The 26801-nt window shown below is 58.9% G+C and carries 17 protein-coding genes; 10 read left to right on the forward strand and 7 right to left on the reverse strand.

The window, feature by feature from the left end; translation table 11 throughout:
• The first annotated feature begins 69 nt into the window (after nucleotides 1–69).
• Complete coding sequence (locus J4D97_RS00410) at nucleotides 70–579, forward strand: DinB family protein (protein ID WP_208305909.1); 510 nt, start codon at nucleotides 70–72, stop codon at nucleotides 577–579.
• A gap of 52 nt (nucleotides 580–631) precedes the next feature.
• On the opposite strand, the gene J4D97_RS00415 is transcribed toward J4D97_RS00410, so the two are convergent.
• On the reverse strand, nucleotides 632–2287 hold the full coding sequence (locus tag J4D97_RS00415) for an amidohydrolase (RefSeq protein WP_208305910.1): 1656 nt from the start codon (nucleotides 2285–2287) through the stop codon (nucleotides 632–634).
• A 261-nt stretch (nucleotides 2288–2548) separates the two neighbouring features.
• Nucleotides 2549–3322 (reverse strand): AMP nucleosidase, encoded by a 774-nt coding sequence (locus tag J4D97_RS00420; protein ID WP_185283062.1) that lies wholly within the window; start codon nucleotides 3320–3322, stop codon nucleotides 2549–2551.
• 263 nt (nucleotides 3323–3585) lie between these two features.
• On the opposite strand from J4D97_RS00420, the gene J4D97_RS00425 reads away from it, so the two are divergent.
• The 6 genes from J4D97_RS00425 to J4D97_RS23695 all read left to right on the forward strand — a co-directional run bounded on the left by J4D97_RS00425 (nucleotide 3586) and on the right by J4D97_RS23695 (nucleotide 11491).
• Nucleotides 3586–4038 carry a type I restriction enzyme HsdR N-terminal domain-containing protein gene (locus tag J4D97_RS00425; protein WP_208306474.1) on the forward strand — a complete coding sequence of 151 codons (453 nt, stop codon included), beginning with the start codon at nucleotides 3586–3588 and terminating at the stop codon, nucleotides 4036–4038.
• An 868-nt stretch (nucleotides 4039–4906) separates the two neighbouring features.
• Entirely contained in the window at nucleotides 4907–7303 is a 2397-nt protein-coding gene (locus J4D97_RS00430) for a TonB-dependent receptor (RefSeq protein ID WP_243900116.1), read from the forward strand.
• A 146-nt stretch (nucleotides 7304–7449) separates the two neighbouring features.
• Nucleotides 7450–8157, forward strand: a complete 708-nt coding sequence (locus tag J4D97_RS00435) for an ABC transporter ATP-binding protein (protein ID WP_243900074.1) — start codon at nucleotides 7450–7452, stop codon at nucleotides 8155–8157.
• Between the two features lie 179 nt (nucleotides 8158–8336).
• On the forward strand, nucleotides 8337–9755 hold the full coding sequence (locus J4D97_RS00440; RefSeq protein WP_208305912.1) for an ABC transporter permease: 1419 nt from the start codon (nucleotides 8337–8339) through the stop codon (nucleotides 9753–9755).
• A 4-nt stretch (nucleotides 9756–9759) separates the two neighbouring features.
• Nucleotides 9760–11142 carry an ABC transporter permease gene (locus tag J4D97_RS00445; RefSeq protein ID WP_208305913.1) on the forward strand — a complete coding sequence of 461 codons (1383 nt, stop codon included), beginning with the start codon at nucleotides 9760–9762 and terminating at the stop codon, nucleotides 11140–11142.
• Nucleotides 11143–11359: 217 nt separating this feature from the next.
• Nucleotides 11360–11491 (forward strand): hypothetical protein, encoded by a 132-nt coding sequence (locus tag J4D97_RS23695; RefSeq protein ID WP_279592400.1) that lies wholly within the window; start codon nucleotides 11360–11362, stop codon nucleotides 11489–11491.
• A gap of 74 nt (nucleotides 11492–11565) precedes the next feature.
• Here J4D97_RS23695 and J4D97_RS00450 read toward each other — a convergent pair whose 3' ends face one another.
• A complete protein-coding gene (locus J4D97_RS00450) occupies nucleotides 11566–12057 on the reverse strand; it encodes a hypothetical protein (protein ID WP_208305914.1) in 492 nt (163 codons plus the stop codon).
• 904 nt (nucleotides 12058–12961) lie between these two features.
• Here J4D97_RS00450 and J4D97_RS00455 point away from each other — a divergent pair.
• Nucleotides 12962–14290, forward strand: coding sequence for a DNA/RNA non-specific endonuclease (locus J4D97_RS00455; protein ID WP_243900075.1), 1329 nt, complete (start codon nucleotides 12962–12964; stop codon nucleotides 14288–14290).
• 42 nt (nucleotides 14291–14332) lie between these two features.
• Nucleotides 14333–19120, forward strand: a complete 4788-nt coding sequence (locus tag J4D97_RS00460; protein ID WP_208305915.1) for a cellulose binding domain-containing protein — start codon at nucleotides 14333–14335, stop codon at nucleotides 19118–19120.
• A 216-nt stretch (nucleotides 19121–19336) separates the two neighbouring features.
• On the opposite strand, the gene J4D97_RS00465 is transcribed toward J4D97_RS00460, so the two are convergent.
• The 4 genes from J4D97_RS00465 to J4D97_RS00480 form a co-directional block, all read right to left on the reverse strand.
• Complete coding sequence (locus J4D97_RS00465) at nucleotides 19337–21247, reverse strand: LTA synthase family protein (RefSeq protein WP_208305916.1); 1911 nt, start codon at nucleotides 21245–21247, stop codon at nucleotides 19337–19339.
• Nucleotides 21248–21256: 9 nt separating this feature from the next.
• Nucleotides 21257–21862 (reverse strand): SMI1/KNR4 family protein, encoded by a 606-nt coding sequence (locus J4D97_RS00470; protein WP_208305917.1) that lies wholly within the window; start codon nucleotides 21860–21862, stop codon nucleotides 21257–21259.
• A 164-nt stretch (nucleotides 21863–22026) separates the two neighbouring features.
• Entirely contained in the window at nucleotides 22027–23163 is a 1137-nt protein-coding gene (ald, locus tag J4D97_RS00475; RefSeq protein ID WP_185283074.1) for an alanine dehydrogenase, read from the reverse strand.
• 157 nt (nucleotides 23164–23320) lie between these two features.
• Nucleotides 23321–24106 carry a DUF1573 domain-containing protein gene (locus J4D97_RS00480; protein ID WP_208305918.1) on the reverse strand — a complete coding sequence of 262 codons (786 nt, stop codon included), beginning with the start codon at nucleotides 24104–24106 and terminating at the stop codon, nucleotides 23321–23323.
• Between the two features lie 238 nt (nucleotides 24107–24344).
• On the opposite strand from J4D97_RS00480, the gene J4D97_RS00485 reads away from it, so the two are divergent.
• Nucleotides 24345–26765, forward strand: a complete 2421-nt coding sequence (locus J4D97_RS00485) for an alpha-ketoacid dehydrogenase subunit alpha/beta (RefSeq protein WP_208305919.1) — start codon at nucleotides 24345–24347, stop codon at nucleotides 26763–26765.
• Nucleotides 26766–26801: the final 36 nt, after the last annotated feature.

A 26801-nucleotide genomic window follows, 5' to 3' on the forward strand; every position in this document is an offset into this window, starting at 1 on the left:
GGCTCTTCGATCCATAACTTTTTACGAGTTTTGGGTTTATTGATCTGTTTTCACTTTTTCCCATTACGCATGCACACCTCCTCCATCCAACAGAATATCCTGAGCGAACTGGACCACGAGCTAGCTAGTACCCGCCGGGTGCTAGAACGCGTCCCCCACGACCAAGCCGATTACCGCCCGCACCCCAAAAGCATGACGCTTTGGCAACTGGCCACGCACGTTGTAAACCTGCTGGCATTCAAGCAGCTGTTTGTAGAGCACGCCTCCCGCGACTTCCTCGACCCCAACGGCCCGAAGCCCGGCCCCACGCCCACCAGCCACGAGGAACTGCTGGCCCGCTTCGACGAGCACAGCGCTACCCTCCGCCAAGCGCTACAAGCCTCCGACGACGAAAAACTGACCGACAGCTTCCGCCTGCACCGCGGCGAGCATACCATTTTTGAGTCGCCCAAAGCCACGGCCATCCGCCTGATGGGCCTCAACCACAGCATTCATCACCGCGGCCAACTCACCGTGTACCTGCGCCTGCTCGATATTCCAATACCCGGTCTCTATGGCCCTAGTGCCGACGAGAAGTAGGGATTAGAAATGCTGGAATGGCGCGAGGCACAGCCTCGCGCCATTCCAGCATTTAATTCTTCTTTTTAATCGAAAACACTTGCTCGCCAGCAATCCAGGTTTGGCGCACCTTAGCGCCGCGCAACTTGTCGTTGGGGGCTTGCAGCAAGTCCGTATCCAGTACCACAAAATCGGCGGCCATGCCGGGCTTGATCTGGCCTTTCTGTTTTTCCTCGAAGGCGGCGTGGGCGGCCCAGGTGGTCATGCCGCGCAGGGCGTCGGGGCGACTCAGGGCGTTGCGCATCTGAAAACCGCCGGTGGGGTAATTCTTGGCATCCTGCCGGGCCACGGCCGCGTGGAAACCATAGAGCGGATTGATGTCCTCCACCGGGAAGTCGCTGCCCAGCGCTACCTGGCCGTATTGCTTCAGTAACTCCTGGTAGGCGTAGGCGGTTTCGAGGCGTTGCTGGCCCAGCCGCTCGCCGGCCCAGTACATATCGGAGGTGGCGTGAGTAGGCTGAATGGAGGGCACAATGTGATACTGACCAAACTTCGGAATATCAGCCCGGCTGACCACCTGGGCGTGCTCGATGCGCCAGCGCCGGTCGGTTTGGCCTTGGAGCGCGGCGCCGTAAATATCCAGCAGCAGGCGGTTGCTGGAGTCGCCGATGGCGTGGGTATTCATCTGAAACTTGGTGGCAGCCAATTCTTTCGCTAAGTCGCGGTAGTACTCGGGGTGTTGGAGCAGGAAGCCGGTTTCCTCGGGGTGGTCGGTGTAGGGCGCCAGCAAACTAGCGCCGCGCGAGCCCAGCGCTCCGTCGGCGTACACCTTAAAGGAGCAGATGGTCATCCGGTTCTGAAACACCGGGCCTTTGGGTAGGTAATAGGCCTTGTTTTCGGGGGTAGGGTTGAGCATGGCGTAGAGGCGCAGCTTCAACTTACCGAGCTTCTGCAAGGCGGCCATGCGCTCAATGTCGGCGCGGTCCAGACCGGCATCGGCGAGGCTGGTGAGGCCCACGGCCACGCAGTTCTGCTGGGCTTGCAGCAGGGCCTCTTCGGCCTCGGTAGGGGTAGGGTCCGGCACTCTAGCCGATACCAGCTTCACGGCGTTATCCACCAGCAAGCCCGTAAGCTTGCCCTGCCGGTCGCGACCAATCACGCCGCCACTAATAGGCGTGTTGGCCGTGATGCCGGCCAAATCGAGGGCAGCTTGGTTGGCCAGGGCAGCGTGCCCATCCACGCGGGTAATGAACACGGGCGTGCCGGGAAACAGCGCGTCTAGGGTGTCTTTGGTAGGAAATTGCTTGCGGGGCCAATCGTTTTGGTCCCAGCCACGACCCGTAAGCCAGGTGGCATTGGGCTGCTCCTGGTGGTGCTGGGTCAGGCGCCCTACCACCGCAGGCCACGATTCGGTGCCTACCAGGTCGGCGGAGCGCAGGCCCAGGGCGTAGCGGTAGAAGTGGCAGTGCGCGTCGTAGAAGCCGGGGTAGATGAACTGGCCGTTGGCATCCACTTCCTCCTTCGCCTGATACTTCGCCCGCAACGCATCGGCTGCGCCCACTGCCACAAACTTGCCGTCCTGCACCACAAACGCCTGCGCTTTGCTGAAGGTGGAGTCAACGGTGTACACGGTGGCGTTGTATACCAGCAGATCGGCTTGCTGGCGGTTGGTAGACTGGCAACTCAGAAACGGAAGCAGGAACAGAAGCGGTAGTAGGCGTCGGGTCATAGAGGAAGGTAGAAAAGGAATCGAAAGGTACAATGCCTATCTGTCATCCCAACTCCACTTGTCATTGTCATCCTGAGCGTAGCGAAGGACCTTCTCACGCGAGAACGAGTCGTTGTTACGCCTGTTGTTCTACCGTGATAAGGTCCTTCGCAAGCGGACACCAGATGAAAGATGACAGATAAGGTAGGGATAACAAATGACTACAACCCACAAAAAAGCCCTGCCGGGTAGGGCAGGGCCGAAAGCGCAGGTAGGAACTCCTTACTCGAAGCGCATGTGCTTCACCGATTCGCCGGAGTTGCGCAGCTCCAGCAGCGACTCGATGCCGATTTGCAGGTGCGTGGTCACAAAGTCGGCGGTTACTTTCTTGTCGCTCTCGGACGTTTTCACGCCGTCGGGCGTCATGGGGTTGTCGCTCACTAGCAGCAGCGCGCCGTGCGGAATCTCGTTCACGAAGCCTACCGTGAAGATGGTGGCCGTTTCCATATCCACCGCCATAGCCCGAATCTGGCGCAAGTAGTCTTTAAAGGCCGTGTCGTGCTCCCACACGCGGCGGTTGGTGGTGTATACGGTGCCGGTCCAGTAGTCCTTCTCGTACTTCTTGATAGTAGAGGATACCGCACGCTGCAACCGGAAGGAGGGTAGGGCGGGAATCTCGGCGGGCAGGTAGTCGTCGGAAGTACCCTCGCCCCGGATGGCGGCAATGGGTAGGATCAGGTCGCCGAGCTTGGTCTTGCTTTTCAAGCCGCCGCACTTACCCAGAAACAGTGCTGCCTTGGGCTTCACGGCTGAGAGCAAATCCATTACGGTAGCTGCCATGGGCGAGCCCATCCCGAAGTTGATGATAGTGATGCCGTCGGCAGTGGCCGTTTGCATGGGTTTATCGAGGCCCTGCACCTCTACCCCAAACTGCTCGGCAAACATGTGCACGTAGTTCAAGAAGTTGGTGAGCAGGATGTACTGTCCGAAATCCTTCAGGGGTACGCCCGTGTAGCGTGGCAGCCAGTTTTCTACAATGTCAGCTTTTGTTTTCATAGAGTGATTTTTAAGTTTAAGTTATTGATTGTTAAATTGTTGTTTTTGTTGTCATGCTTCGACTGCGCTCAGCACGACGCCCCACATGCTCCACAGATTTTGGGTGTAGCGAAGTAGCTGGTTGTGAAAACAACCATTCAAACATATAGCCATACAACCATGTATCCGGGTACAAAAAAACCGTCGGTCCCTGAAAAATCAGGATACGACGGCACGGAGCGAAAAAGCGGGAACCGAAGTTCTGGGCCGTACCTTTGGAGGTGATGCAAGCCTTAAACCTGCCGCCTTTCGACTACAAAGTTACAAATTCGGGCGGAAATATCCTAATCTGGGACGTGCTGCGCCGCAAGCACGTAGTTCTGACGCCCGAAGAATGGGTGCGCCAGCACGTGGTACACTACCTCACCGGCCATCTGGGCTACCCACTGGGCCTGCTTTCTCTGGAACGCGGCCACGCCTACAACCAGCGCCGCAAACGCACCGACCTCTGTGCTTACGATGCCCACGGCAAACCCCTGCTGTTGGTAGAGTGTAAAGCGCCCTCCGTTCCTATTACGGCCGCGGTGGCTATGCAGGCGGCTACCTACAACCAAACCATCGGGGCGCCGCTGCTGCTGCTCACCAATGGCCTGGAGCATCACTGCTGGCGTGTCGATTTTGAGCAGCGCACCAACGAGCGGCTGAGTGAAGTGCCCCCTTACGTGGCGGCAGGGTAGGGGCCAGCATCTGGCAACTAGTGTTGAAGCAGCTTCTGCAAATTAGAGGAAGGCAGGGATAGAGACGCGGAAGATATTTTTATGCCGCAACAGAGTTGCATTGTGAAATGCCTGCCTACCTTTGTGGTTCATCTAGTTTTCATGCGTTGCTGCTAACACGAGCTTGCCGTCATCAACTAGTAGCCTGGTGGCTGCTGCTGTTGCTCGGGCGTATTATAACGCCAGAGACGGCTGTGCTGAGCCTGCACGCGCATAAGCATACCACCGTCGAGCCGGCTCGGGCAGTGGCAGGCCAGGGTAGCGCCAAGGCCTTGTTAACGTCTCAGCACCAGCATTGTGCGGTGGAGCATTTTTATGATGCGCCTCTTCAGCATGTAGCTGCGTTGCGCATAGTAGCACCGTGGCGCGCATCGGCCTACCGTTGCTATCGGCCGTTGGCTGCTGTACATCGCGTCTCTTATACTGGATGCCGACCTGCCTTACGTGGGCCGCCAGTGGGGTAGTCTTGTTTCGGTAGCAAGCTGACTTATTCTGCCGAACTACTACCGTGTTTCTGTACTGGTTGTCTTTCGGGCTCTACGTCGGTTTCGGGCTGCCTTTTCAAGTGCAACATACCTTCATCGTGTGTGGGTAGCGTTTGCACGTAGCCCACTAGGCCCGAAGAAGGGTAGCATGCCTATTCTCAATTGCCATTCGGGCGCCTTTGTAAGGTTGCAATGCGCTAGCGGTTGCCGCGCCTAGTCTCGCTTTGCGAGCCATCCCTTCAATTTCTTCTCTCAACTGCCACTTCCTAGTGGCCGGCCTGGGCGTACGCCATAGGTTTCACAGCACTTTTATGCGACAACTTTTATTCGCTTTTCTCTGGTTGATGCCACTGTTGACCTTCGCGCAACAGCAAGGACAGATTACAGGGCGCATTCTCAGCGCCGATAATAAGCCCATTGAGGGCGTATCAGTAGTAGAAACCACGGGGCGCTTTTCTGCCCTCACCGATGTGCAGGGCCGCTTTACGCTCGATCAGCTGCCGCTGGAGCAAATAACGCTCGTCACGCGCACCCTCAACTTCAGCGAGGAGCGCCGCACGGTGCTGCTCACGGCCGAGGCACCCCGTGCCACCGTCGAAATACGGCTGAACGCCAGCTCCAACGCCTTGCAGGAGGTGGAAGTACTGGGCCGCAAAGAGACTACCTATAAGAGTGACTACAGCTTTGTGGGCACGCGCACGGCCACGGCGCTTATCGACGTGCCGCAGTCCATCTCGACTGTGACCAAGGAGCTGATGGAGGACCGGCAGGTATTTCGCCTTACTGATGTGGTTCGCAACGTGGCCGGCGTGGCGCAATACTCGCACTACGACGACTTCACCGTGCGCGGCTTCCGCAACGGCTACGAAAGTGGCTTCCGGTTGCTCAATGGTCTGCGCTCGGGTTTCAGCTACGGTAACTCGTTTACGCAGGCGCCACTCACGGTGAACCTGGAGCGGGTGGAGGTGCTGAAAGGCCCCGGCGCGGCGTTGTTTGGCGACATCAACCCCGGCGGCACCATTAATATGGTAACGAAAAAGCCGCTGGCCGAAGCTCGCAAAGCCGTTACGTTTTCCACGGGCAGCTTTAATACCACCCGCGCCACGGCCGACTTCACGGGGCCGCTCAACGAGCAGAAGAACGTGCTCTACCGCTTCAACGCGGGCTATGAAAAAACCAACACCTTCCGCGACGTGAATGACACCAAGTCGCTGATGATAGCGCCTACCGTGACCTTCCTGGTATCGGACAAAACCACGCTGAACGCCGAGCTGGTGTACACGCACATCGACGGCTACCTCGACCGCGGCCTACCCATCCGGGCCAACGACTTGTACGCCACCCCGCGCTCCTTGACGCTGAGCCAGCCCAGCGACTACTTCCGCACCAACACCTACTACCTGAACGCCTCGCTCACGCACAAATTTACGGATTGGCTGACGCTGAGCGCGTCCTACCTCGACTTCACCTACAACGAAAACCTGAGCGAGCACCGCACCCTGAACAGCTTTGCCGATGCGCCCGCCAACACAGTTGTGAACCTGCGCTACTTCGACCGCCGCGCCGAGGAGTACACCAAAAACCTCTCGACCTACTTCTCGCTGAACCGCAACACCGGCCCAATTGCCCACAAAGTGGTAGTAGGCGCCGATTACATCCGCTTCAATACTGATAAGCAGAGCACCATGTTTGAGGCCCGGCAAAAGCTGGTGAACGGTGTTGCCACTCCGCTGACCTTTGATTTGAAGAGCCCGCTGTACGAAATTCAGGACCCGACTAAGTACATCCGCCGGCCCCTGCCGCAGTTTTTCGTCGACTACATCAACTCGGTGTACCACACGGTGGGCATCTACGCGCAAGACCAGCTGGAAGTGACGCCGCGCCTGGGCGTGCTGCTGGGCGTGCGCTACGAGCTGTTTGCCGACGAGCGCGACTACCCCGATGGCTCTACCACTGTTCCGCAGCGCCGCTTGCTACCCCGCGCCGGCCTGACCTACTCCCTGCTCGATAACCTGAACTACTTCGCCAGCTACAGCTCCGGTTTCCGGCCGTTGAAGCCCGAATATATCCGGTTCCCGGAGCGCTACGGCCGCAGCTCGGCTTTCAGCCCCGAAACCAGCTACCAAGTAGAAACTGGTCTGAAGGGCGAGTTCTTCGATAAGGCGCTGTTTGGTACGGTGGCGGTGTATCAGATTGAAAAGCGTAATCAACTGGTAGCCACCAACGGCCTCACGGCCGAAGGCGGGCAGGTGTACCGCCAAAACGGAATAGCCCGCTCGCGTGGCGCGGAGGTAGAGCTAACCGGCAACGTGCTGCCAAACCTCAGTCTAAACCTAAACTACGCCTTCAACCGCACGGAAGTGCTGGATGCCGATTTGCAGGCTGAGGACGGGCAGCCGCTCGCCAATGCGCCCAAGCACATGGGCGGCCTGTGGGCAAAATACGTCTTCACAGTGCCAGGCTTGCGTGGCTTCGGGGTAGGGATAGGCGGCAACTACGTGGGCAACCGCCGCAGCGAAAACCAGGTGAAAGCAGTGGGTACAGGCGAGGAATACTGGGCGCAGTGGCCTAGCTACACCGTGGCCGATGTGGCGCTGTTCTACACCATCAACCGCTTCAACTTCCACGTGAACATGAACAACGTGTTCGACAAATACTACTTCGTGGGCGGCTACGATTTCTTCCGCACCAGTCCCGGTGCCCCCCGCAATTTCATGGCAACGCTGGGGTATACTTTCTAGAAGCTAGCTCCCCTCCTTTTTTAAGGAGGGGGTAGGGGGTGGTAAAACTTGTCAGAACGATACTAAATCTAGCTCTTTAACTCTAGCCAGAGCCATCCCAGCCCCTCAGAAATGGAGGGGAGCTAGTGCTAAACCATAAACAACACATGACCTACATCCTCGAAGCCAAAGACCTACGCAAGCAGTATCCCGATAAGCTGGCGTTGCGTGGCCTGAACTTGCAGATTGAAGAGGGCGAAGTGTTCTGCTTGCTGGGCCAAAACGGTGCTGGCAAGAGCACGACCATCAACCTGTTTCTGGGTTTCATTGAGCCAACGGCCGGGGCGGCCTACCTGAATGGGTTGGAGGTGGCCGCTAATCCGCTCAAGATCAAGCAGCACTTGGCTTACATTCCCGAAAACGTGATGCTCTACCCACACCTCACAGGGCTGGAGAATCTGTCGTTGTTCAGTAGCCTGGCGGGTTTCTCCTACAAAGAGAAGGAGTTACTGGCCTACCTGGACCAAGCCGGACTACCCGTCGAGGCCGTGCAGCGGCGCGTGAGTACCTACTCCAAAGGCATGCGCCAGAAGGTAGGCATTGCCATTGCCGTGGCCAAGCACGCCAAGGTGCTGCTGCTCGACGAGCCTACCTCCGGCCTCGACCCTAAGGCCAGCAACGAGTTTTCGGAACTACTGCGCCAGCTGAGCCAGCAAGGCACGGCCGTATTCATGGCCACGCACGACATCTTCCGAGCCAAGGAGGTAGGCACACGAGTAGGCATCATGCGCGAGGGCGAACTGGTAGACGTGCGCCCCACGGCCACATTGAACGCCAACGAGTTGGAGCAGCTCTATCTCACCTACATGCAGTAGTCGCCTGCCGGTCCGACGCCGCAGGCGTCCGACCGGTCGTCGTTTGCTGGCAGCCGCGCCGCTCGCACTAGGCGTCCGCAACATCAGCACGAAGCTCGTGCAACGACAACCGGTCGGACGCCTACGGCGTCGGACCGGCGGGCGACTCGCAGATTAGAACAGCTTAAGAAAACCATTTCATGATACAGAGCATTGCCCAAAAAGAATTCGTGAGCACCCTGCGCGACCGGCGTTTTGTGGTGCTGAGCGTGTTGCTGCTGGCCCTGCTGCTGGCGGCCACGCTGGTAGGTAGGGCCAGCTACCGCACCCTGCAACAGGAGCGCATGGTGGCCCAGCAAACCGTTAACGACCAGTTTCACCACCAGCCCAACCGCCACCCGCACCGGGTGGCGCACTACGGCTCGTTTGCCTTCCGGCCGCGCTCGGGGCTAAGCTTTCTGGATGCGGGGCTGGACTCGTTCACTGGCGCGTCGGTGTTTCTGGAGGCGCACCAGCAGAACAGCGTCAACTTCAGCCAGGCCCAGCAGTCGGGCTCTCTGATTCGGTTTGGGGAGCTGACGGTGGCGTTTGTGCTGCAAGTGCTGGTGCCGCTGCTCATTGTTTTCCTGTGTTTCAGCGCTTTCACGGAGGAACGCGAGACGGGTACGCTCAAGCTACTTGTTAGTCAGGGCGTGCCGCTGCGGCAAGTGGCGTGGGGGAAGATTGTGGGTTACGGCCGCGCCGTGGCATTGGTGGTAGGGCCAGCCCTTGCGCTGGCTGCGTGGCTGCTGTTTGGGGAAGAGTCGTTTGCCCACACCACCGATGTATGGGTGCGGCTGGCCTTGTTTGTGATAAGCTACGCGGTGTATTTCTTCCTGTGGATAGTGGGCGCGGTGGTGGTGTCGGCACGGCAGCGGCATGGTCGCTCGGCGCTGGTGCTGCTGTTGGGCTGCTGGATGCTGGGCTGCATCATCCTACCCAAAGCCACGGCCAACCTGGGCGCTACCTTGTTCCCCACCATCACCAAAGCCCAAATGGACGCTGACGTGCACGAAACGGCCCAAAAAGGCATCAACGGCCACGATCCGCAGGACCAGCGCACGGCCGCCCTCAAAGCCAATCTGCTAAAACAGTATGGCGTCGATTCCGAGGAGAAATTGCCCGTGAGCGTGGGCGGCCTGGTAATGGCCGAAAGCGAGGCCTACACCAGCAAGGTGTATCAGCAGCACTTCGCCGACCTCACCCAGACCTACGAGCGCCAAAACGCCATTTCCAATTGGACCGGGCTATTGAATCCCTACCAGGCCATCCGGCCGCTGTCGATGGGCCTGGCGGGCTCTGACTTTGCCCACTACGTGCACTTCCAGCAGGCCGCCGAAAGCTACCGCTACCAGCTGGTGCAGCGCCTCAACCGCTTGCAAGCTGGCATGGGCTACGGCGATAAAGAGCGCAAGCTGGATGCCGCCACCTGGCAGGCCATTCCCACCTTCGCCTACCAGGCGCCGCCCGTGGGCTGGGCGTTGAGCTACCTGCTGCTGCCCGCGCTGGCCTTGCTGCTGTGGGCTGTGGGGTTGAGCTGGCTCGGGCTGAAAGTAATTGATAAAACCCCTGTTGTGTAGGCTGATGAAGATTTTCTGGATTTTAGTACAATACGAATGGCGGCACTTTAAAGCCGCCAAAGGGCTTGTGGTGCTCACGGGCCTAGTGTTGCTGGTGGGGCTCTACGGCATCTACTACGGCACCACCGAAATAAACCGGCAGCGCCAGCACCTGGCCGAGCTGCCTACCCTGGCCCACCACAACGTGGAGGAACTGAAAGTTAAATTCCCGAAGCCTGCCGATGCCGGCGAAATTGGGTACTACCACACCACCTTTGCCGTGCACCACCCGCTAAACTGGGCAAGCCTCTCGCTGGGCCAGCGCGACGTGAACCCTTCTTACGTGAAGCTGCGGCTGTTGGGCCTGCAAGGCCAGCTCTATGCCGCCGAAAATGTGAACCCCACCAAAATGCTCAGCGGCAACTTCGACCTGGCGTTTGTGCTGGTTTACCTGTTTCCGTTGCTGATTATCGCCTTGTGTTTTAATCTGTTGTCGAGTGAGCGGGAGCAGGGGATCCTGCCGCTACTGCTGGCGCAGCCGGTTTCGGCGGGCGTGGTGGTAGGGGCCAAGCTCACGTTTCGGTTGGGGCTGGTGCTCGGACTGGCGTGGGGGCTGTCGGGGCTGGGCATGCTGTGGGCACAAGTGCCGCTGGATGGTAGGGTAGGGGTATGGCTGGCTTTGGTGATGCTGTATTGCCTGTTTTGGTTTGGGGTGGCGCTGGTGGTCACGGCGTGGCAGCGGCCGTCGGCCTTTAATGCGGTGGCGCTGGTGGGCGTGTGGCTGTTGCTGCTAGTGCTGGTGCCAGGCCTGCTGAACGTATACGTAGCCGCGAAGCGCCCTGTGCCCCAGGGCATCGAACTGACGGTGAAGCAGCGAGAAGAAATCCACGGCGGTTGGGACAAGCCTAAGGCTGAAACGATGCAGCGTTTCTTCGCCCTCTACCCCCAATGGCGCGACACGGCTACTATTCGGGAGCGGTTTGTGTGGCGTTGGTACTACGCCTTCCAGCACCTCGGCGACGTGTCGGTGCAGCCTCTGGTGGCCGCCTACACCACTGGCTTGCGCCAGCGCTACGAGTTAGTAGAACAGCTGAATTGGCTGTCGCCGGCCATCAACGTGCAAACCAGCCTCAACGCCCTGGCCGGTTCCGACCTGCCTACCCACCTGGCGTTTCAGCAAAGCGCGGTGCGTTATCACGACGCGCTACGCGCCTATTACTACCCTTTCATATTCAACAAAACCCCCTTCACCCACACCGACTACGCCGGCGAGCCTACCCACACGTTCACTAGCACCTCCGAAACCCCTACGGCCGTGCAGGGGCTGTGGAAGCTATTGATTAGCACGGGGGTAGTAGGAGCCGTGGGGTTGCTACTGTTCCGGGCGCGGCCCGTGGCCCCGCGCTAAGCTTTACGTGTTGGTCGGACGCCACAGGTGTCCGACCAACACGTAAAGCTTACCTCATAGTATGCTCACTCGAACGCTTTTTTTTACTGGCTTGCATAACCGAATTTTTCAACGCTGATGCTGCGCTGGTAAAGCCCTTCGTCTTCCAAAACCAAATTATTAAAGCCAGCTTGAAGCTATCTATCTACTACCTCTTACAGATGATAAGGACAGCACGATGATACCAGTAAGCGTATTTTATGGCACCAAAAAGGGGCCTATAGTGGGCATCATAGACGGCGTACACGGCTACGAATACCCGCCCATCGTGGCCGCCCAGCAGTTTGTTCGCTGGACCCTACCCAGCTGAGCGGCACCGTTATTCAGCACGCCGCCAGTCAGCAAAGGTCAAAAGTTGTTCAGCATCGGGCACGTAGAGTAGTCTTAGCCAGCGATGGAGCTGGTTGGAACAAATTGGCTTACTACCTGCGCTAATTGCTTGGGATGCTGCGTGCCGAGCAAGAACTTTTCTCCGCTCTTTTTGTGCAGCAGCAGGCCGGTCTTGCCTTTTGCATTGTATACCGTGCCGTAGGTAGGGGAGGCTCTGATGCCATACCCTACAAACCCGTACCGGATGATCTCAGCCTTCTGAATGTCAGCCCAGGTTAGTTGCGTGCTGGTTAGCGGAGTGTAGCGCAACTGGATTCCTTGCGCGTTGACGTTCGTGCGGAGGGTGAGGGAATAAAAAAAGGCGACGATGGCTGCTAGAAAGACAGAGGAAACCAGCAACCCGGTATTCGACATAGGATGGTTGCCGAAAGGCTGGCCCAGAATAACTTGCTGCGTAATGCCCCACACCCAAATTCCAACAACCCCTGCGAGTAGAAGCCACAGCCACCACTGGGTCATTTTTTGCGTTTCCTTGAACTCCACCATGGCGTAAAATTCTACGTGAGACTCTATTATAATGTATCGTTCTCTCTAATTGGTGCAGCCTAGATAGTGTTTTTTAAGGATGTATTCAAATGATATGCAAGAACTTATAGGATTCGGATATTGGCGTAGCTTGTTTGAACCTGCCTTGCCTGATCCGGCCCGGTTTGTAGATAGCAGTGGGATGCTAAGACGCGTCAAGCTGTGGTCCTATACTTAAAGCAGGGGTATCCTCTATCAGCATGGATGGGCTACAGTTGGTGTCGCTTTCGGTGCGGAATAGCTGATAATCAGTTGGGCAGCTGTGACTTGACGGATGGCACCTACTGTTGGCCTGAAGGTTTGGTGCACTACCTCGAGTGTCATGCCGTGCGTCTGCCCGATGCCGTGGTGCAGCATATACTAGCCCAGCCAACCTTTCCTCACCACAGGGCGTCGCAGACGCCGGAAGTAACTCCCGTATCAACAGTCTGGTGGGCCAAGCAGGCAGGATGGAACTCTCAGGCTAGCAGCTTTTTCGGGGAAAGCGAGGAGATTGAGCGAGAATACTTGCGACTACTTAAATAGAGAGAGGTAGAGTGCAATTACGCTTCTGAGGCAGAAGGAAAATCTTGGAAGCAAATGACAAGTTATTTACATAGTAGGAAAAGATGCTGATATAGATAGGAGTCGTATAGAGTAGGTATAAAATAGAATAATTATAAGTATATGGAGAGATAATTATTTAACAGGATGTTGTCCGATTTTTAAGCAGCTTATATGAATATTATTATATCGTCAATTTTTTGTGCAAAATTTCGAGATTTAACAATTTGGTGATGATTGGATCCTACTGGGCATCGTAGCTTTGTGCGTTGTTTTGTGCCCCTGCTGGTAGGGGGCTGTTTTGGATCCTTTTATCTACTTCATGCCAACACCTTTACGCTTGGGTAGCCGCACCGCTTGGCTGCTCTGCCTGTCTTATTTTGCCCTTTCGGTACCGCGCGTGCTGGGGCAAACCGCACCCACGGGTGCGACGCAGGAAACCTTCGATACAGGGGCGAAACCTGCCTACCCGGCCGGAGAAGTGACCTTCCCCTCCGGTACCTGGCTGCTCACCGACGCCGTAGTAGGCACCGCTGAAGCCGACCACAAGAACGGTGCGCAGGCCGTACGCCTCCAACAGACGGGACGCCTGACCATGCAGTTCTTCCTACCCAACGGCGCTGCGACCATCACGGTGCAGCACGCCCTCTACGGCACCGATGCCAGCAGCAGCTGGGAGCTGTGGGCGCAGCCCCAAACCGCTTGCAATTGCGACAAATGGACCAAGGTAGGCAGCACGGTATTCACCACCAGCAGCACACTGCAGGCCGCTGCCTTCACGGCCAATATTCCGGGTGCTGTCAAGTTTGAGATTCGCAAGACCTCAGGCGGCGCTGCGCGGCTGAACATCGACGATTTTGCGGTGACGCCTTTTGGTGCTACGCTGCCGTCGGTAGACAACTCCCATTTGGCGCTGGGCAACCCCAGCGGGGCTACCGCCGACCCAAGCTACCCCAACAACTACCTGCTCGACAAGCCACAGTACGCCGTGTCGTATAGCCGCGACCGGGGCACGCCCAACTGGGTGAGCTGGCACCTCGACGCCTCGGACCGCGGCAGCGTGGGCCGGCAGGATAACTTCCGCAACGACACCAGCCTGCCCGATGGTTGGTACCAGGTGCAGTCGAGTAGCTACACGGGCTCGGGCTTTGATAGGGGCCACAACTGCCCCTCCGCCGACCGTACCTCTACGCGGGAAAACAACTCGGCCACGTTCCTGATGACGAACATGATTCCGCAGGCGCCCAACAACAACCAGAAAACCTGGGCCAACCTGGAAAACTACGGCCGCACCTTATTGCCTGACAACGAGGTGTATATCATTATGGGTAGCTATGGCGTGGGCGGCTCGGGCAGCAACGGCGGCACTACCACCACCATTGACCAGGGCCGCGTAACGGTGCCCAACCGCGTGTGGAAGGTGCTGGTGATTTTGCCGGTCGGCGACAACGACGCGGCCCGCATCACGGCTGGCACCCGCATCATTGCCATCGACACGCCCAATATCAACTCGCTCAGCGAGCAGTGGGGCGACTACCGCACCTCCGTGGATGCCATTGAGGCCGCCACGGGCCTAGACCTGCTCTCGGCCCTACCCCTGGAAGTGCAGGCTGTGGTGGAAGCGAAAGTAGACAACGGCCCGACCAATTAACCTTTGATTTCTCACGGTTTGTCGCGGCCCCGCCGCTTTTCTATGGATACACGTTTTACCCTTTCCTCTTTCCGGCGACCTGCGCAGCACCTACTGGGGCGCGTACGTACGCTGCTAGCGCTTACGGCGCTAGGTAGTTTGGCTCTGCCGGCACAGGCCCAGCTACCCCTCACCGGCACCGCTACCACCGTTGATTTCAACGAGTTGGGCACCACGGCGGCCGGTGTGCTGCCGGCCGGCTTCACGTTCTCGGCCGAAGCCGCGCCTTCCTACACCAGCGCCAACAACTATACGGCCTTCACGCAGGCTGCCAACGGCAATAACTTCACGGCGGGTGGCACCTACAATTTCGGGGCAGCCGCGTCTTCACCGGACCGCGCCATTGGCTTTCTGGCTAGTGGTAGCTATACGGTGCCGCGCCATGTGCTGTTGGCCGTGCAAAACACGTCTGGCGCTACCATTCAGGACCTGGCGGTGGAATTTGCGGTGGAGAAGTACCGCACCAACACTCGCGCGTTTGAATGGCAGTTCTTTGTGAGTACTGATGGCGTGACCTGGGAGGCGCAACCTGCGGCTACCGAGAGCTTGCCGGCGGGTGCCAACGCCTACCACTACCCACCTGTTTCGGCCACCAAACAGCTGACACTCACGGGCCTCAACCTGCCTGCCAATGCTACCTACTACCTGCGCTGGACCTACCTGGGGGTAGGAGGGGCCACCAACGCCCAAGGTATTGGGCTGGATGATGTAGTGCTGACGCCTACCCTGGCTGGTGGCACTACCCCTACGCCCACGGCCAGCATCACCACTACGCCCTCGGCCTACGCGGGCTCTTATTGCTTAACTACCAGTGCTGGCAGCGCCGTGTTTGAGGTGCCCTTCACTGCTACAGGCACGTTCAGCGGCCCGTTCAAGGTGCAGTTGTCGGACGCCAATGGTGTGTTTCCGGCGAATACCACGGCTAGCATTATCGGTACGGGTACTAGCTCGCCGGTTTCGGCGGTGCTGCCGGCTGGCACGCCCAGTGGCATCGGCTACCGCATTCGGGTGGTGAACGATACGCCCGCGACGCTCGGCAACGACAACGGTACCGACCTGACGGTGACGTTGGCTTCGCCTACCAACGTCGTAACGGTAACGCCTGCGGGTAGCCAAACGCTGGCCACCACGGGCACCGGTAATCTGCTGACGGCCACTGCCGCCGCTCCTTCTACGTTCAGCTGGGAGTACGGCACTAGCCCAGCCGGCCCATTTACGCCCATTGCCGACGCTACGGCATCCTCCTACCGCGTAAGCGGCTCCGATTTTCCTGGTGTGGGCACGTACTATGTAGTAGCCAGCGCCACCACCGACTGCGGCAACGTAACCGGCCGCAGCACGCCCATCACCATCACCCTGACGGCCCCGCAGCCGGAGCTAGCCGTTTCAACTGCTACCCTAGCCGATTTTGGTAATGTAGTAGCCGGCGGTTCTTCAGCAGTTAAGTCGTTTACGGTGAGCGGTGTCGGCCTCACGGCGCCTGTTCTACTCACGCCCCCGGCGGGTGTTGAGATTCGTACGGGTAGCAACCCGTTTGCCTGCTGCACCATCTCGCTGGCGCCTACCGGCGGCACCGTGGGTAGCACCACTATTGACGTGCGCTTTGCCCCCACGGCGGCGCAAGCGTATCAGACCGCTATTCCTGTGACCAGCACGGGCCAACCTGCTCAAGCCGTAACGGTTAGCGGCACCGGCACGGCACCCGTGTATCCGGCCACGTTGAGCACTACGGCCGTATCGGCTGTAGCGACTACCAGCGCCACCACCGGGGGCACTATCGCCAATGATGGCGGCAGCCCCGTAACGGCCCGCGGCATCGTGTGGGGCACGGAGGCGAATCCTACCCTAGGCACCAACCGCACGGTAGATAGCACCAGCGCCAGCTCTTTCACAAGCAAGCTGATTGACCTGTTGCCCGGTACCACATACTATGTGCGCGCATACGCCACTACGGCTGTAAGCACGGCCTATGGCGAAGAATTTACCTTCACCACCGCCACCGTGGCGCTGGCCGCCGAGCCTACCGTGCAGCCCACGCTTACGGCCACGCAGGTAACCAGCACATCCATACAACTGCACTTAGCAGGTGGCGACGGTGCCAAGCGCCTGGTGCTGGTGCGCCAGGGTAGCGCCGTAAGTGCGCTGCCCGTAGATGCTACCACTTACACTGCCAACGCGGCCTTCGGGCAGGGTAGCCAAGTGGGCACCGGCAACTACATAGTGTACAGCGGCAGCGCCGATAGCGTGCTGGTTACTGGTCTGCGTCCCGCCACGGCCTACACGTTTGCCGTGGTAGCGTTCAACGACAACAACACGCCTTTCGCAGAGAACTACCTGACCACGGCGCCCGGTACTTTGGAGCAGACCACGCCGGCCGCCCCGGCGCAGCTCCTGCTGGTAGAAAACTTCGAATACCCTGCCGGCACGCTGCTGACTGACAACAACTGGACCGCCCACAGCGGCGCGGGCTCCCGCGCCCTCACCGTGGTAACGCCCAGCCTGAGCTACTCCGGCTACGACGCCAGCAACATCGGCAACGCCACGGCCCTGACGGGTAGCGGCGAGGACGTGAACCGGCCGTTTGCGCCGGTGTATGCCCGCACGCCGGTGTATGCGTCGTTTTTGGTGAACGTGAGCAATGCTACTACCACCGGCGACTACTTCCTGCACTTGGGTCCTGCCAACCTGGGCTCCACCTTCCGGCCGCGGGTGTTTGTACGCCGTACGAGCACGGGCAAGCTGCAATTTGGCATCAGCGGCAGCGGTGCGCCTACCTACACCGCTACCGAGTATGAGCTGAACACCACCTACCAATTGGTAGTGAAGTATGTGTTCGACGAAAGCGGCAACGTGAGCCAGCTATTCATCAACCCAGACGCCGCCGCCGAGCCGGCCACCGCCACTATCAGCGTCAGTGAAGCCGGTAACTCTTCGCCCTCCGATATCGGCACGTTGGCCCTGCGCCAAGGCTCTAGCTCTCCAGCGCTGGTTATCGACGGCATTCGGATAGGGACTACCTACCGGACCGTGCAAACCGGCATCACCTGCGAAACGCCCCAGCCAGCCTTTACGGCTACTACTGCTTGCGCTGGCACGGCCACGGCCTTCACCAACACCTCTACGGTGGTGGAAGGCAACGCTACGTTTGCCTGGGATGTGGATGGCGACGGCAAAACCGACTACACCACCAAAGGCAGTTTCACGCACACCTACGCCGCGGCCGGCACCTACCAGGCCACGCTGACGATTACGCAGGGTACGTGCGCTGACACCTATACGCAGGCCGTAACGGTGAATGCACCGCCCGTAGTAACCGTGCCTACCCTAGCACCTGTAGCGGCCGCGTATGGCCAGACCGGCGCCTCCGTAGCATTTGCCGCTACAGTTACAGGTAGTCCGGCTCCTGAGCTGATGTACTCTATTGTGCAGAACGGCACCGTAACGCCGATTACTTCGCCTTACACCTTCCCGGTAGGCACTACCACCGTGACGGCCACCGCTACCAATAGCTGCGCCACGGTAAGCCAGCCGTTTACGGTGACGGTGCAAGCCACGGCTGCCAGCCTGAGCGTGCTGCATCAGGATGCCGACCGCCAGCTTACCAACAACACCATCAAGCCCTACCTGCAACTGCGCAACGAGAGCAGCGCGGCCATTCCCTACCAGCAACTGACGGTGCGCTACTGGCTGACGGCCGAAGACTACGCTACCCTGCTCTCGGCCGTAGATTACGCCCAACTGGGAACGAATAACGTGCAATTGCGCTATGTGTCGCTCGCGGAGCCGCGTCAGGGGGCGTTTGGTTACATGGAATACAGCTTCTCGGCTGCGGCGGGCAACCTGGCTGCCGGTGCCAATTCTGGCCCCATCCAAGCACGCTTCTACAAGCAGAACTGGACCAGCTTCAACGAAGCCGATGATTATTCTTACGCCAGCAACAGCGCTTACACCAAGAATGCACGCATCACGGTGTACCGCAACGGGCTGCTGGTAGGGGGCGTTGAGCCAGCTCCGGTAGCGGCCTCCCGCAACCTGCGCGTGTACGTGCAGAACACGTCTTCTTCTACTACGTCGAATACCATCAGCACTACCCTGCAACTGCGCAACGAGGGCAACACCCCCGCCGCCTACCAGGACCTGACGGTGCGCTACTGGCTAAGCCCCGAGGGCACGGCTACCCTGCTCTCGGCCGTAGATTACGCCCAACTGGGCAACAACAACGTGCGCATTGTAACGGGTCGCTCGGGCACGCAAACCTACGCCGAGCTGCGCTTCAGCGCCGCGCTGGGCACGTTCGGGCCGCTCAGCAGCACGGGCAACATTCAGTACCGCCTCTATAAGCAGGACTGGTCGGTCTTCCAACAGGCCAACGACTATTCCTACCAAGCCAAGGGCAACACCCTGCTGGAGAATGCCCGTGTGACGGTATACCTACAAGGCCAGCTAGTATACGGCACCGAGCCGGCTGGCGCGCTAACTGCTTCCGCTACCAGCACCTCGCTGACGTTGGTTGAAGAGGGTAACACCAGCGCCGCCGTGACCCTGCGCAGCTACCCCAACCCCTTCGCCGACCAAACGCAGCTGACCTTCACGCTAGCTCAGGATCAAGCTTACACCCTGGCCATCTACGACGTGAGCGGCCGCTTGGTGCAGCAGCTACCCACCGGCACGGCCACGGCAGGGCAGCCGGTGCAGGTAACCTGGCAGCCCGCTGGCCTACCCGCCGGCGTCTACCTGGCCCGCCTGACCACGGCCAGCGGCATACAGCAAGTGAAGCTTGTGCTCCGCTAAGCTGCTCTGTACGGAAAGGGTAACAAGAAAAGCCCCCACCGGCGTAAGCTGGTGGGGGCTTTTTGTTGGTGCTATGATATTTGGATACTACCAGAAAAGCGGCTTTTGCAGTAGTTCAGAGCGAGATGCTTCGACAAGCTTAGCAGGGCGTTCTTTTGATGTAATGTTCATGCCCTGGTAGTATTACTCAAGTCAAAAAACTCCCTTGATACAGCATTATTTATACAACGTGTTATCTACCAATCCATTCACGTAAAACTGCACGCAGGCCTTCAACTCATCTCCATACTGTCGCAACTTCTGCGGGTCAGGGTTAGGCAGAGGAGTAGCCGGGATGAAGTGCGTGCGGTAGGGGTAGAGGCGCACTTGGTTATCGGCCGTTAGCTCCGTCACAAAATCAGCGTGAACCAAAAAGTAGCTGCCGCCACTCAGAAATACGGCGCGGCCTGAGGTGCCCTGGTCGAACACGGAGTAGCCGAAGGGTAGGAGGGGGACGCCTGCGCCGCGGTGGAGGTAGTCGAGCACAGTGGCGGGCACGTCGGCTTGCTGGGTGATGCGGTGCGTGTCGGCTGGGGGTAGGGCGTGGCCGGAGTGGAACAGCAATAGCGGCGTTTTGTAAGCGCCCAGCGTATTCTGGTAGCCCCGTTGGTCCGATTGAGACGTATGGTCGGCCAGCAGGATAAACAGCGTATTTTGATACCACGGCTGCCGGGCCGCTGCTTTGAAAAATTGCCGCAAGGCAAAATCGGTGTAGGCGATGGTGCGATGAATAGGCTGCGTGCCCTTGGGAAAGCGTTTTTCGTAACCGGCCGGTAACCCAAATGGCTCGTGCGAGCTGAGCGTGAACAGCAAGCTGAAAAACGGCTGCTGCTGTTGCCCCAGCTGCCGAGCAAAATACTGAAGGTAGGGCTCATCGAAAATACCCCAGTGGCCGTCGAAATCGGGGCTTTGGGTGGCGTTGGGATATTCTTCCAAGCCCAGATAGCGCTGCATACCAGCGGCCCCAGCAAAGGTATTGAAGCCCATCGTGCCATTCTGCGCACCGTGATACATGCTGGTGCTGTAGCCCTGACGGGTCAGAATTTCGCCCAAGCCGTGCAGCTCATCGGTCTGGAAGTTGGAGGTGATAAACGGGCTTTCCAGCAACGACGGCAGCCCCGCCAGCGTGGCCGGCACTGCCTCAATAGAGCGCCGCCCGTTGGCGTAATGCTCCCGAAAAAACAGCCCTTGGGTAGAAAGCGAATCGAAAAAAGGCGTGTAGCCGTGGCCGTTGTTTTCGGCCCCTACATACTCCGAAGCGAAGCTTTCCAGCAACAGCACTACTACATTATCTGGGCGCGGAGGTAGGGTAGGGGCTGGTAACGGACGTGCCGCCAGTGCCTGCCGCAGTGCAGTAGTAGAGGCGAAATACTGCCGATGGTCAATGCTCTGGTAGCCCAGGCTCTTGATGAAGGTGAAAGTGCTGTTGAGCGCCAAGTGGCCCAGCACGGCCGGCTGCTGCACAAAGGCCGCGCCGGTGCGCAGGGGTTTCAGCTGCAACCCACCCCGGATGCCCAGTACAATCAACCCAACTAACACCACGAGTTGCGCCGCCCAACTGCCATAGCGCCGTGCTGGACGCTGGGTGCGCTGGCGCGTCTGCTCCTCTCTGATGGCCGATGGGGTAGGCATTGGGTACAGCCACCACAGCAATGCCAGCAGCGCCAGCAGTGGCAAGAGCAAATACCAGTACTGCCCTACCAACTGTCCTGCCTGCCGGCGTACGTCGTCGCCGATGGTAGTAAGCTCATTGGAAGTGCGTCGACCAATAAACTTGAAATACTCAGCATCAATAATATTGAGCGCGATACCCAACGTATTCAACAGCACATACAACACGCGCAGCAGCCGTTGCCACCCGTGCCCATACGTCGGCACCACCGACAGCACCAGCCACGGCAGGTTCAGCAGCAGCAAAGCGGCTATATCGAACCGGAAACCGTGCCAGAAGGCCAGCAACACCTGTCCGGACGTCGCTTCCTGAAAAGTCGTGTGGTTGGCCCAGTAAAAGCCGAGGCGCAGCAACAGATAGACTGCCAGCAACAACGAGAAACGGCGCAGCAGCAGCCGAAGCGCAAGTGTAGGCATAGGCAGCGGCTAGTGGTCGGCTGATGGCGAAATGCGCAGGGCCTGCCCGTCGGGCAGGTTGCGAATCTGGCGGTAAAAATCAGCCAGAAAAGCCAGGCGCTCGGCTGTGGGCTGAGGGCGCAACGTGCGTTGCTGGTTGGGCGCCTCCACGCACTGCGGCGGCTGAATGCTCAGCAGCTCGCCGGGGCGCAGGTGGCCGCCGCCTTTGAGGTAGGAAATCAGCACCTCCAGCCCCAACGCCTGCTGCGGGAACTTCTCTACCCCCGCAATAAACTTCTCAAAATCGACCTGGAGATAGGCAATTTCGCCGGTTTCAGCATCCAGGAATATCACTTCCTCACCGCGCAGCAGGAATTGGTTGCCGGCGTAATCCTCGGCAAACGGAATGTCGGTGGGGCGTACTTTTTGGTAGCGGGCGGCCAGTGCCACCTCGCCCTCCCAGGCGTGGCGTAGCGAGTGCCACTCAGGGGCCAGGCAGCAGCCGCGCAGGTGCAGGCCACCTTGGTAGGCCAGCAGGCCGTTGCACTGTAACAGGTAATTCTGCAACGCCAAGGGTAGGCGGGCAAACGTAGCGGCGTCCGATACCGGCTCGCCTTGGTAAATAACTCCTTTCATGCGGTACTATATAGACCTAAAATAGAACGTCATTTCGAACGCAGTGAGAAATCTCGCTCGTAGGTAACCCCAATCGTCAGGGAATTACCGGGAGCACGCGAGATTTCTCACTGCGTTCGAAATGACGTTCTAGTTGGATGACGTCCTTTCAGTTAAAAAGCAGCTTACGCAACCGGCGCCGGCATGGGCTTCAATACCGATTCAACGCTGGCCAGGGGGAGGCCCCAGGCTTCGGCTACGCCTTTGTATACCACCTCACCGTTCACCACGTTCAGACCTTTTTGCAGGTCTTCGTTGAGCAGGCAAGCCACGCGCCAGCCCTGGTTGGCCAGTTTCACGGCATAGGGTAGGGTGGCGTTGGTGAGGGCTAGGGTAGAGGTGTAGGGCACCGCACCAGGCATGTTGGCTACGCAGTAGTGCACCACATCATCAATGATGAAGGTAGGGTCTTCGTGCGTGGTGGGGCGGCAGGTTTCGATGCAGCCACCCTGGTCCACGGCCACGTCTACGAGCACAGTGCCGGGCTTCATGTCCTTCAGCATGTCGCGGGTAATGAGGTGGGGCGCTTTGGCACCCGGAATCAGCACAGCGCCCACAATGAGGTCGGCGGTTTTGATGGCCTCGCGGATGTTGTACTCGTTGCTGTACACCGTCGATACGTTTTTGGGCATGATGTCGTCCAGCTCACGCAAACGGTTCAGGCTAATGTCCATGAGTGTCACTTGGGCGCCCAGGCCGGCGGCAATCTTCGCAGCCTGCGTGCCCACAATACCACCACCTAGCACGAGCACGTGCGCGGGCTTCACGCCGGGTACGCCACCCAGCAAGATGCCGCGGCCTTTCAGGGGCTTCTCCAGATACTTGGCGCCTTCCTGCGGAGCCATGCGGCCAGCTACCTCGCTCATTGGAATGAGTAGGGGTAGGGCGCGCGAGGGCAGCTCTACGGTTTCGTAGGCCAGGCACACGGCCTTGCGCTCCAGCATAGCGTGGGTCAGCTCCTCGCTGCTGGCAAAGTGGAAATACGTGAACAGCAGCTGGCCTTCCTTAATCAGCGAATATTCCTGCTGAATGGGCTCCTTTACTTTGATAATCATGTCGGCTGTGGCGTACACGTCCTCAATGGTCGGCAGCATTTCGGCGCCTGCCTGCTGGTACTCGGCATCCTGAAAGCCGCTACCCAAACCGGCCGTGGCTTGCACGTACACCGTATGGCCGTGCTTGCGCAGCTCGGCAACGCCGGCGGGCGTCAGACCTACGCGGTTTTCATTGTTTTTAATCTCTTTCGGAACGCCGATTAACATGGCTGAGAAGGAAAAAGTAGAGAAGTTGAAAAAGGAAATGCAAATATAGGTAGGGGTGAGGTGGTGAACGGATGAGTTTAGCGTTCTAGCTGCGCCACCGGCATAGTTTGCGCAAGTAGCGTCACCAGAACATCAAATTCACTAGTTCACCATCTCACTACTTAAACGGAACGCTCACGTCGCTTTCTTTCACTAGGCTGGCGGCGTTTAGGCTTTTGACTACCTCGGCTTTCAGCGTCAGTTTCAGGTCGCCGTGGGGGTCGTTGCTGGTGAGGGTGGCCTCGTCAACCATCGCGCCAAGCTTGCGCTGGGTGTAGATGATTTCCAGGGTGCCCTTCTGTCCTGGTTTAATGGGCGCGGGCGGCGTTTTGAACCCAATGCAATAGCAGCCCGATGTGATGCCGTTGAACACTAGGTCCTGCTTGCCCGTGTTCTGCACCTCTAAGCGTGCCACTGGCTGCTGCCCGGCCTCCATGCGGCCGAAGTTGTGTACTGGCTGGGTCACTACGGCCCGCGGCGCGGCCGCCAGCTCGGCCGGCGTAAGCGACTTCCGAATTTCCTCCTTGTTCAGCACGGTGCCCTTAATGGTAAGCACCGTGCTAGGCGCGGTGGTATTGGTCGTAACGGTGATGGTTTTGTTGAACACGCCCGGCCGACCGGCGCTGCTGTACATAGCTTTCACCACGCCCATTTTGCCGGGTAGGATGGGCGTGCGCGTCCACTCCGGGGTGGTGCAGCCGCAGCTGGCCTGCACGTTGCCAAGTACCAGGGGCTGATTGCCAGTATTTTTGAACTTGAACTCGTGAGTGGCTACTGTGCCCTCGGGCACTTTACCGAAATCGTGCAATTCTTCCTGAAATGTTATCACGCCCTGGGCACGGGCACCCGTGAAGCCCACAAGGCACAGCAGCAGGCTGGCAGCTAAGCGTAAGGAAATCGTCATACGTGCGTAGCAAAGAGGTTAGGAAACAGGAAGAAGTCAGCAGCCCGAAATTCTCTCAGAGGTCGTAACTTAAACGGCAGGCTATCAGTTCCGGCAAAGATACGCATTGCCTGGCCTACCCCCGCACGAGCGCAGGCTACCAATTGCAACGCGCTCCTGCCCCGGCATTTTCCGTACTTTTGCGTCGCATACGTTCTTCCTTCTGATTCCTACCCGTCTCTCTTTTCTCTGTTTGTTTATGTCTACTACTCCTGAAACTGCCGACCTGCTCACCGCTACTGCTTTGCGCCGGGAAGACTTGCTGCACGATTACCGCCTGGGGTGGGAAAGTCGGCACGCCTCATTGGCCGGGCGCAAGGAAGTATTCATGGGAAAGGCCAAGTTTGGCATTTTCGGAGATGGGAAGGAGTTGCCGCAGCTGGCCATGGCCCGCGCTTTCCGGCCCGGCGACTGGCGCGCCGGCTACTACCGCGACCAAACCTTTATGCTGGCCATTGGCGAGTTGACGTTGCAGCAGTATTTCGCCCAGCTCTACGCCAACCCCGACGCCGAGGCCGACCCAGCTTCGGCGGGCCGGAGCATGGGCGGGCACTTTGGCACTCGTCTGCTCGATGAGGACGGGCAGTTCCAGAACCTGGCGACCAGCAAGAATTCCTCGGCCGATATTTCGCCCACGGCCGGCCAGATGCCGCGCCTGGTAGGGCTGGCCTACGCTTCCAAGCTGTTTCGCAACAACCCCGAGCTGCACCAATTCACGCAGTTTTCAACCCAAGGAAACGAGGTAGCCTTTGGCACCATCGGCAACGCCAGCACCTCGGAGGGCGTGTTTTTTGAGGCCATCAACGCGGCCGGTGTATTGCAGATTCCGATGCTGGTATCGGTGTGGGACGACCACTATGGTATTTCGGTGCCCGCTGAATACCAAACCACCAAACAAAGCATCTCGGCTATTCTAGCTGGTTTTCAGCGCGATGGTGAAGGCCAAGACGGCTTCGAGATTTTTGTGGTGAAAGGCTGGGACTACCCCGCCCTCATTGATACCTACCAGCGCGCCGCCGAGGTATGCCGCACGCAGCACGTGCCCGTGCTCATCCACGTCACGGAGGTGACGCAGCCCCAGGGCCATAGTACCAGCGGCTCGCACGAGCGGTATAAGAGCCAGGAGCGCCTAGGCTGGGAAGAGGAGCACGACTGCCTGCGCAAAATGCGCGAGTGGCTGCTGGTAGAAGGCCACGCCTCCGAAGCCCAACTGGACCAGCTGGAAAACGAAGCTAGAGAAACTGTGAAGCAGGCGCGCACCGCTTCCTGGAACGCCTTCTTCAACCCCATCAAGCAAGAGCGCGACGAGGCCGTGAAGCTATTGGACGCGCTGCTGCTCGAAACCAACACCGAGAATGAGCTGCGCGAAATGGTGTCGGGGCTGCAATTCAACCCGGCGCCCATCCGGGCCGATATGGTACGTACGGTGCGCCGGGTGCTGCGCCAAGTGCGCGGCCAGCGTAGCGCCGCCCGCCGCGACCTGCTGAACTGGCTGGAGCAAGCCGAAGCCGACAACGCCGACCGCTACAACTCCTACCTGAACAGCCAGAGTGAGCAGGCCACGCCCAATATTGAAGAAGTGCCCGCCGAGTTTGCCCGCAACGCCCCACCCGTAGACGGCCGCGAGGTGCTGCAAGCGTGCTTCGAGGCCAACTTCCGCCGCGACCCTACCATCTTCGCCATTGGCGAGGACGTGGGCCGTATTGGCGACGTAAACCAGGCCTTTGCGGGTTTGCAAGCCAAGTTTGGTGAGTTGCGGGTGACGGATACGGGCATCCGCGAGTGCACGATTGTGGGCCAGGGCATTGGTGCAGCTCTGCGCGGGCTGCGGCCCATTGCCGAGGTACAGTACCTCGACTACCTGCTCTACGCCATCCAAATTCTCTCCGACGACCTTGCCAGCCTGCAATACCGCACCAAAGGCGGCCAGAAAGCGCCCCTAATTGTGCGCACGCGCGGGCACCGCCTGGAGGGCATCTGGCACTCCGGCTCGCCCATACAGATGATTTTGGGCGCTATTCGGGGGATGAAGCTGCTGGTGCCGCGCAACATGACACAGGCCGCAGGCTTCTACAACACCCTGCTTCGCTCCGACGAGCCGGCCCTGGTGATTGAGTGCCTGAATGGCTACCGCCTCAAAGAGCAGATTCCAACCAACGTAGGCGAGTTTACCCTACCCCTGGGCGTGCCCGAGGTGCTGCGCGAAGGCTCCGACGTGACGGTAGTAACCTATGGCTCTATGTGCCGCATCGTACTAGACGCGGCGCAGCAGTTGGCTGAGGTAGGAATTTCAGTGGAGGTGATTGACGTACAGACGCTGCTACCCTTCGACACCCAGCATAGCATTGCCGACAGCGTGCGCAAAACCAGTCGTGTGGTGTTTGCTGACGAGGATGTGCCCGGCGGCGCTACCTCTTATATGATGCAGCAAGTGCTAGATCAGCAGCAGGCCTACCGCTACCTCGATGCCCAGCCGCGCTGCCTCTCGGCCCAGGCCCACCGTCCGCCCTACGGCTCCGACGGCGACTACTTCAGCAAGCCCAACGCCGAGGACGTGTTCGATACGGTATACGAATTGCTGCACGAAGCCAACCCGAAGCAGTTTCCGGCTATCTATTAGAAGTGATAATAAATAAAGCCGTCATGCTGCACGAAG

The organism is Hymenobacter defluvii, from assembly GCF_017589435.1.
GTDB classification, from domain to species: Bacteria; Bacteroidota; Bacteroidia; order Cytophagales; family Hymenobacteraceae; genus Hymenobacter; species Hymenobacter profundi.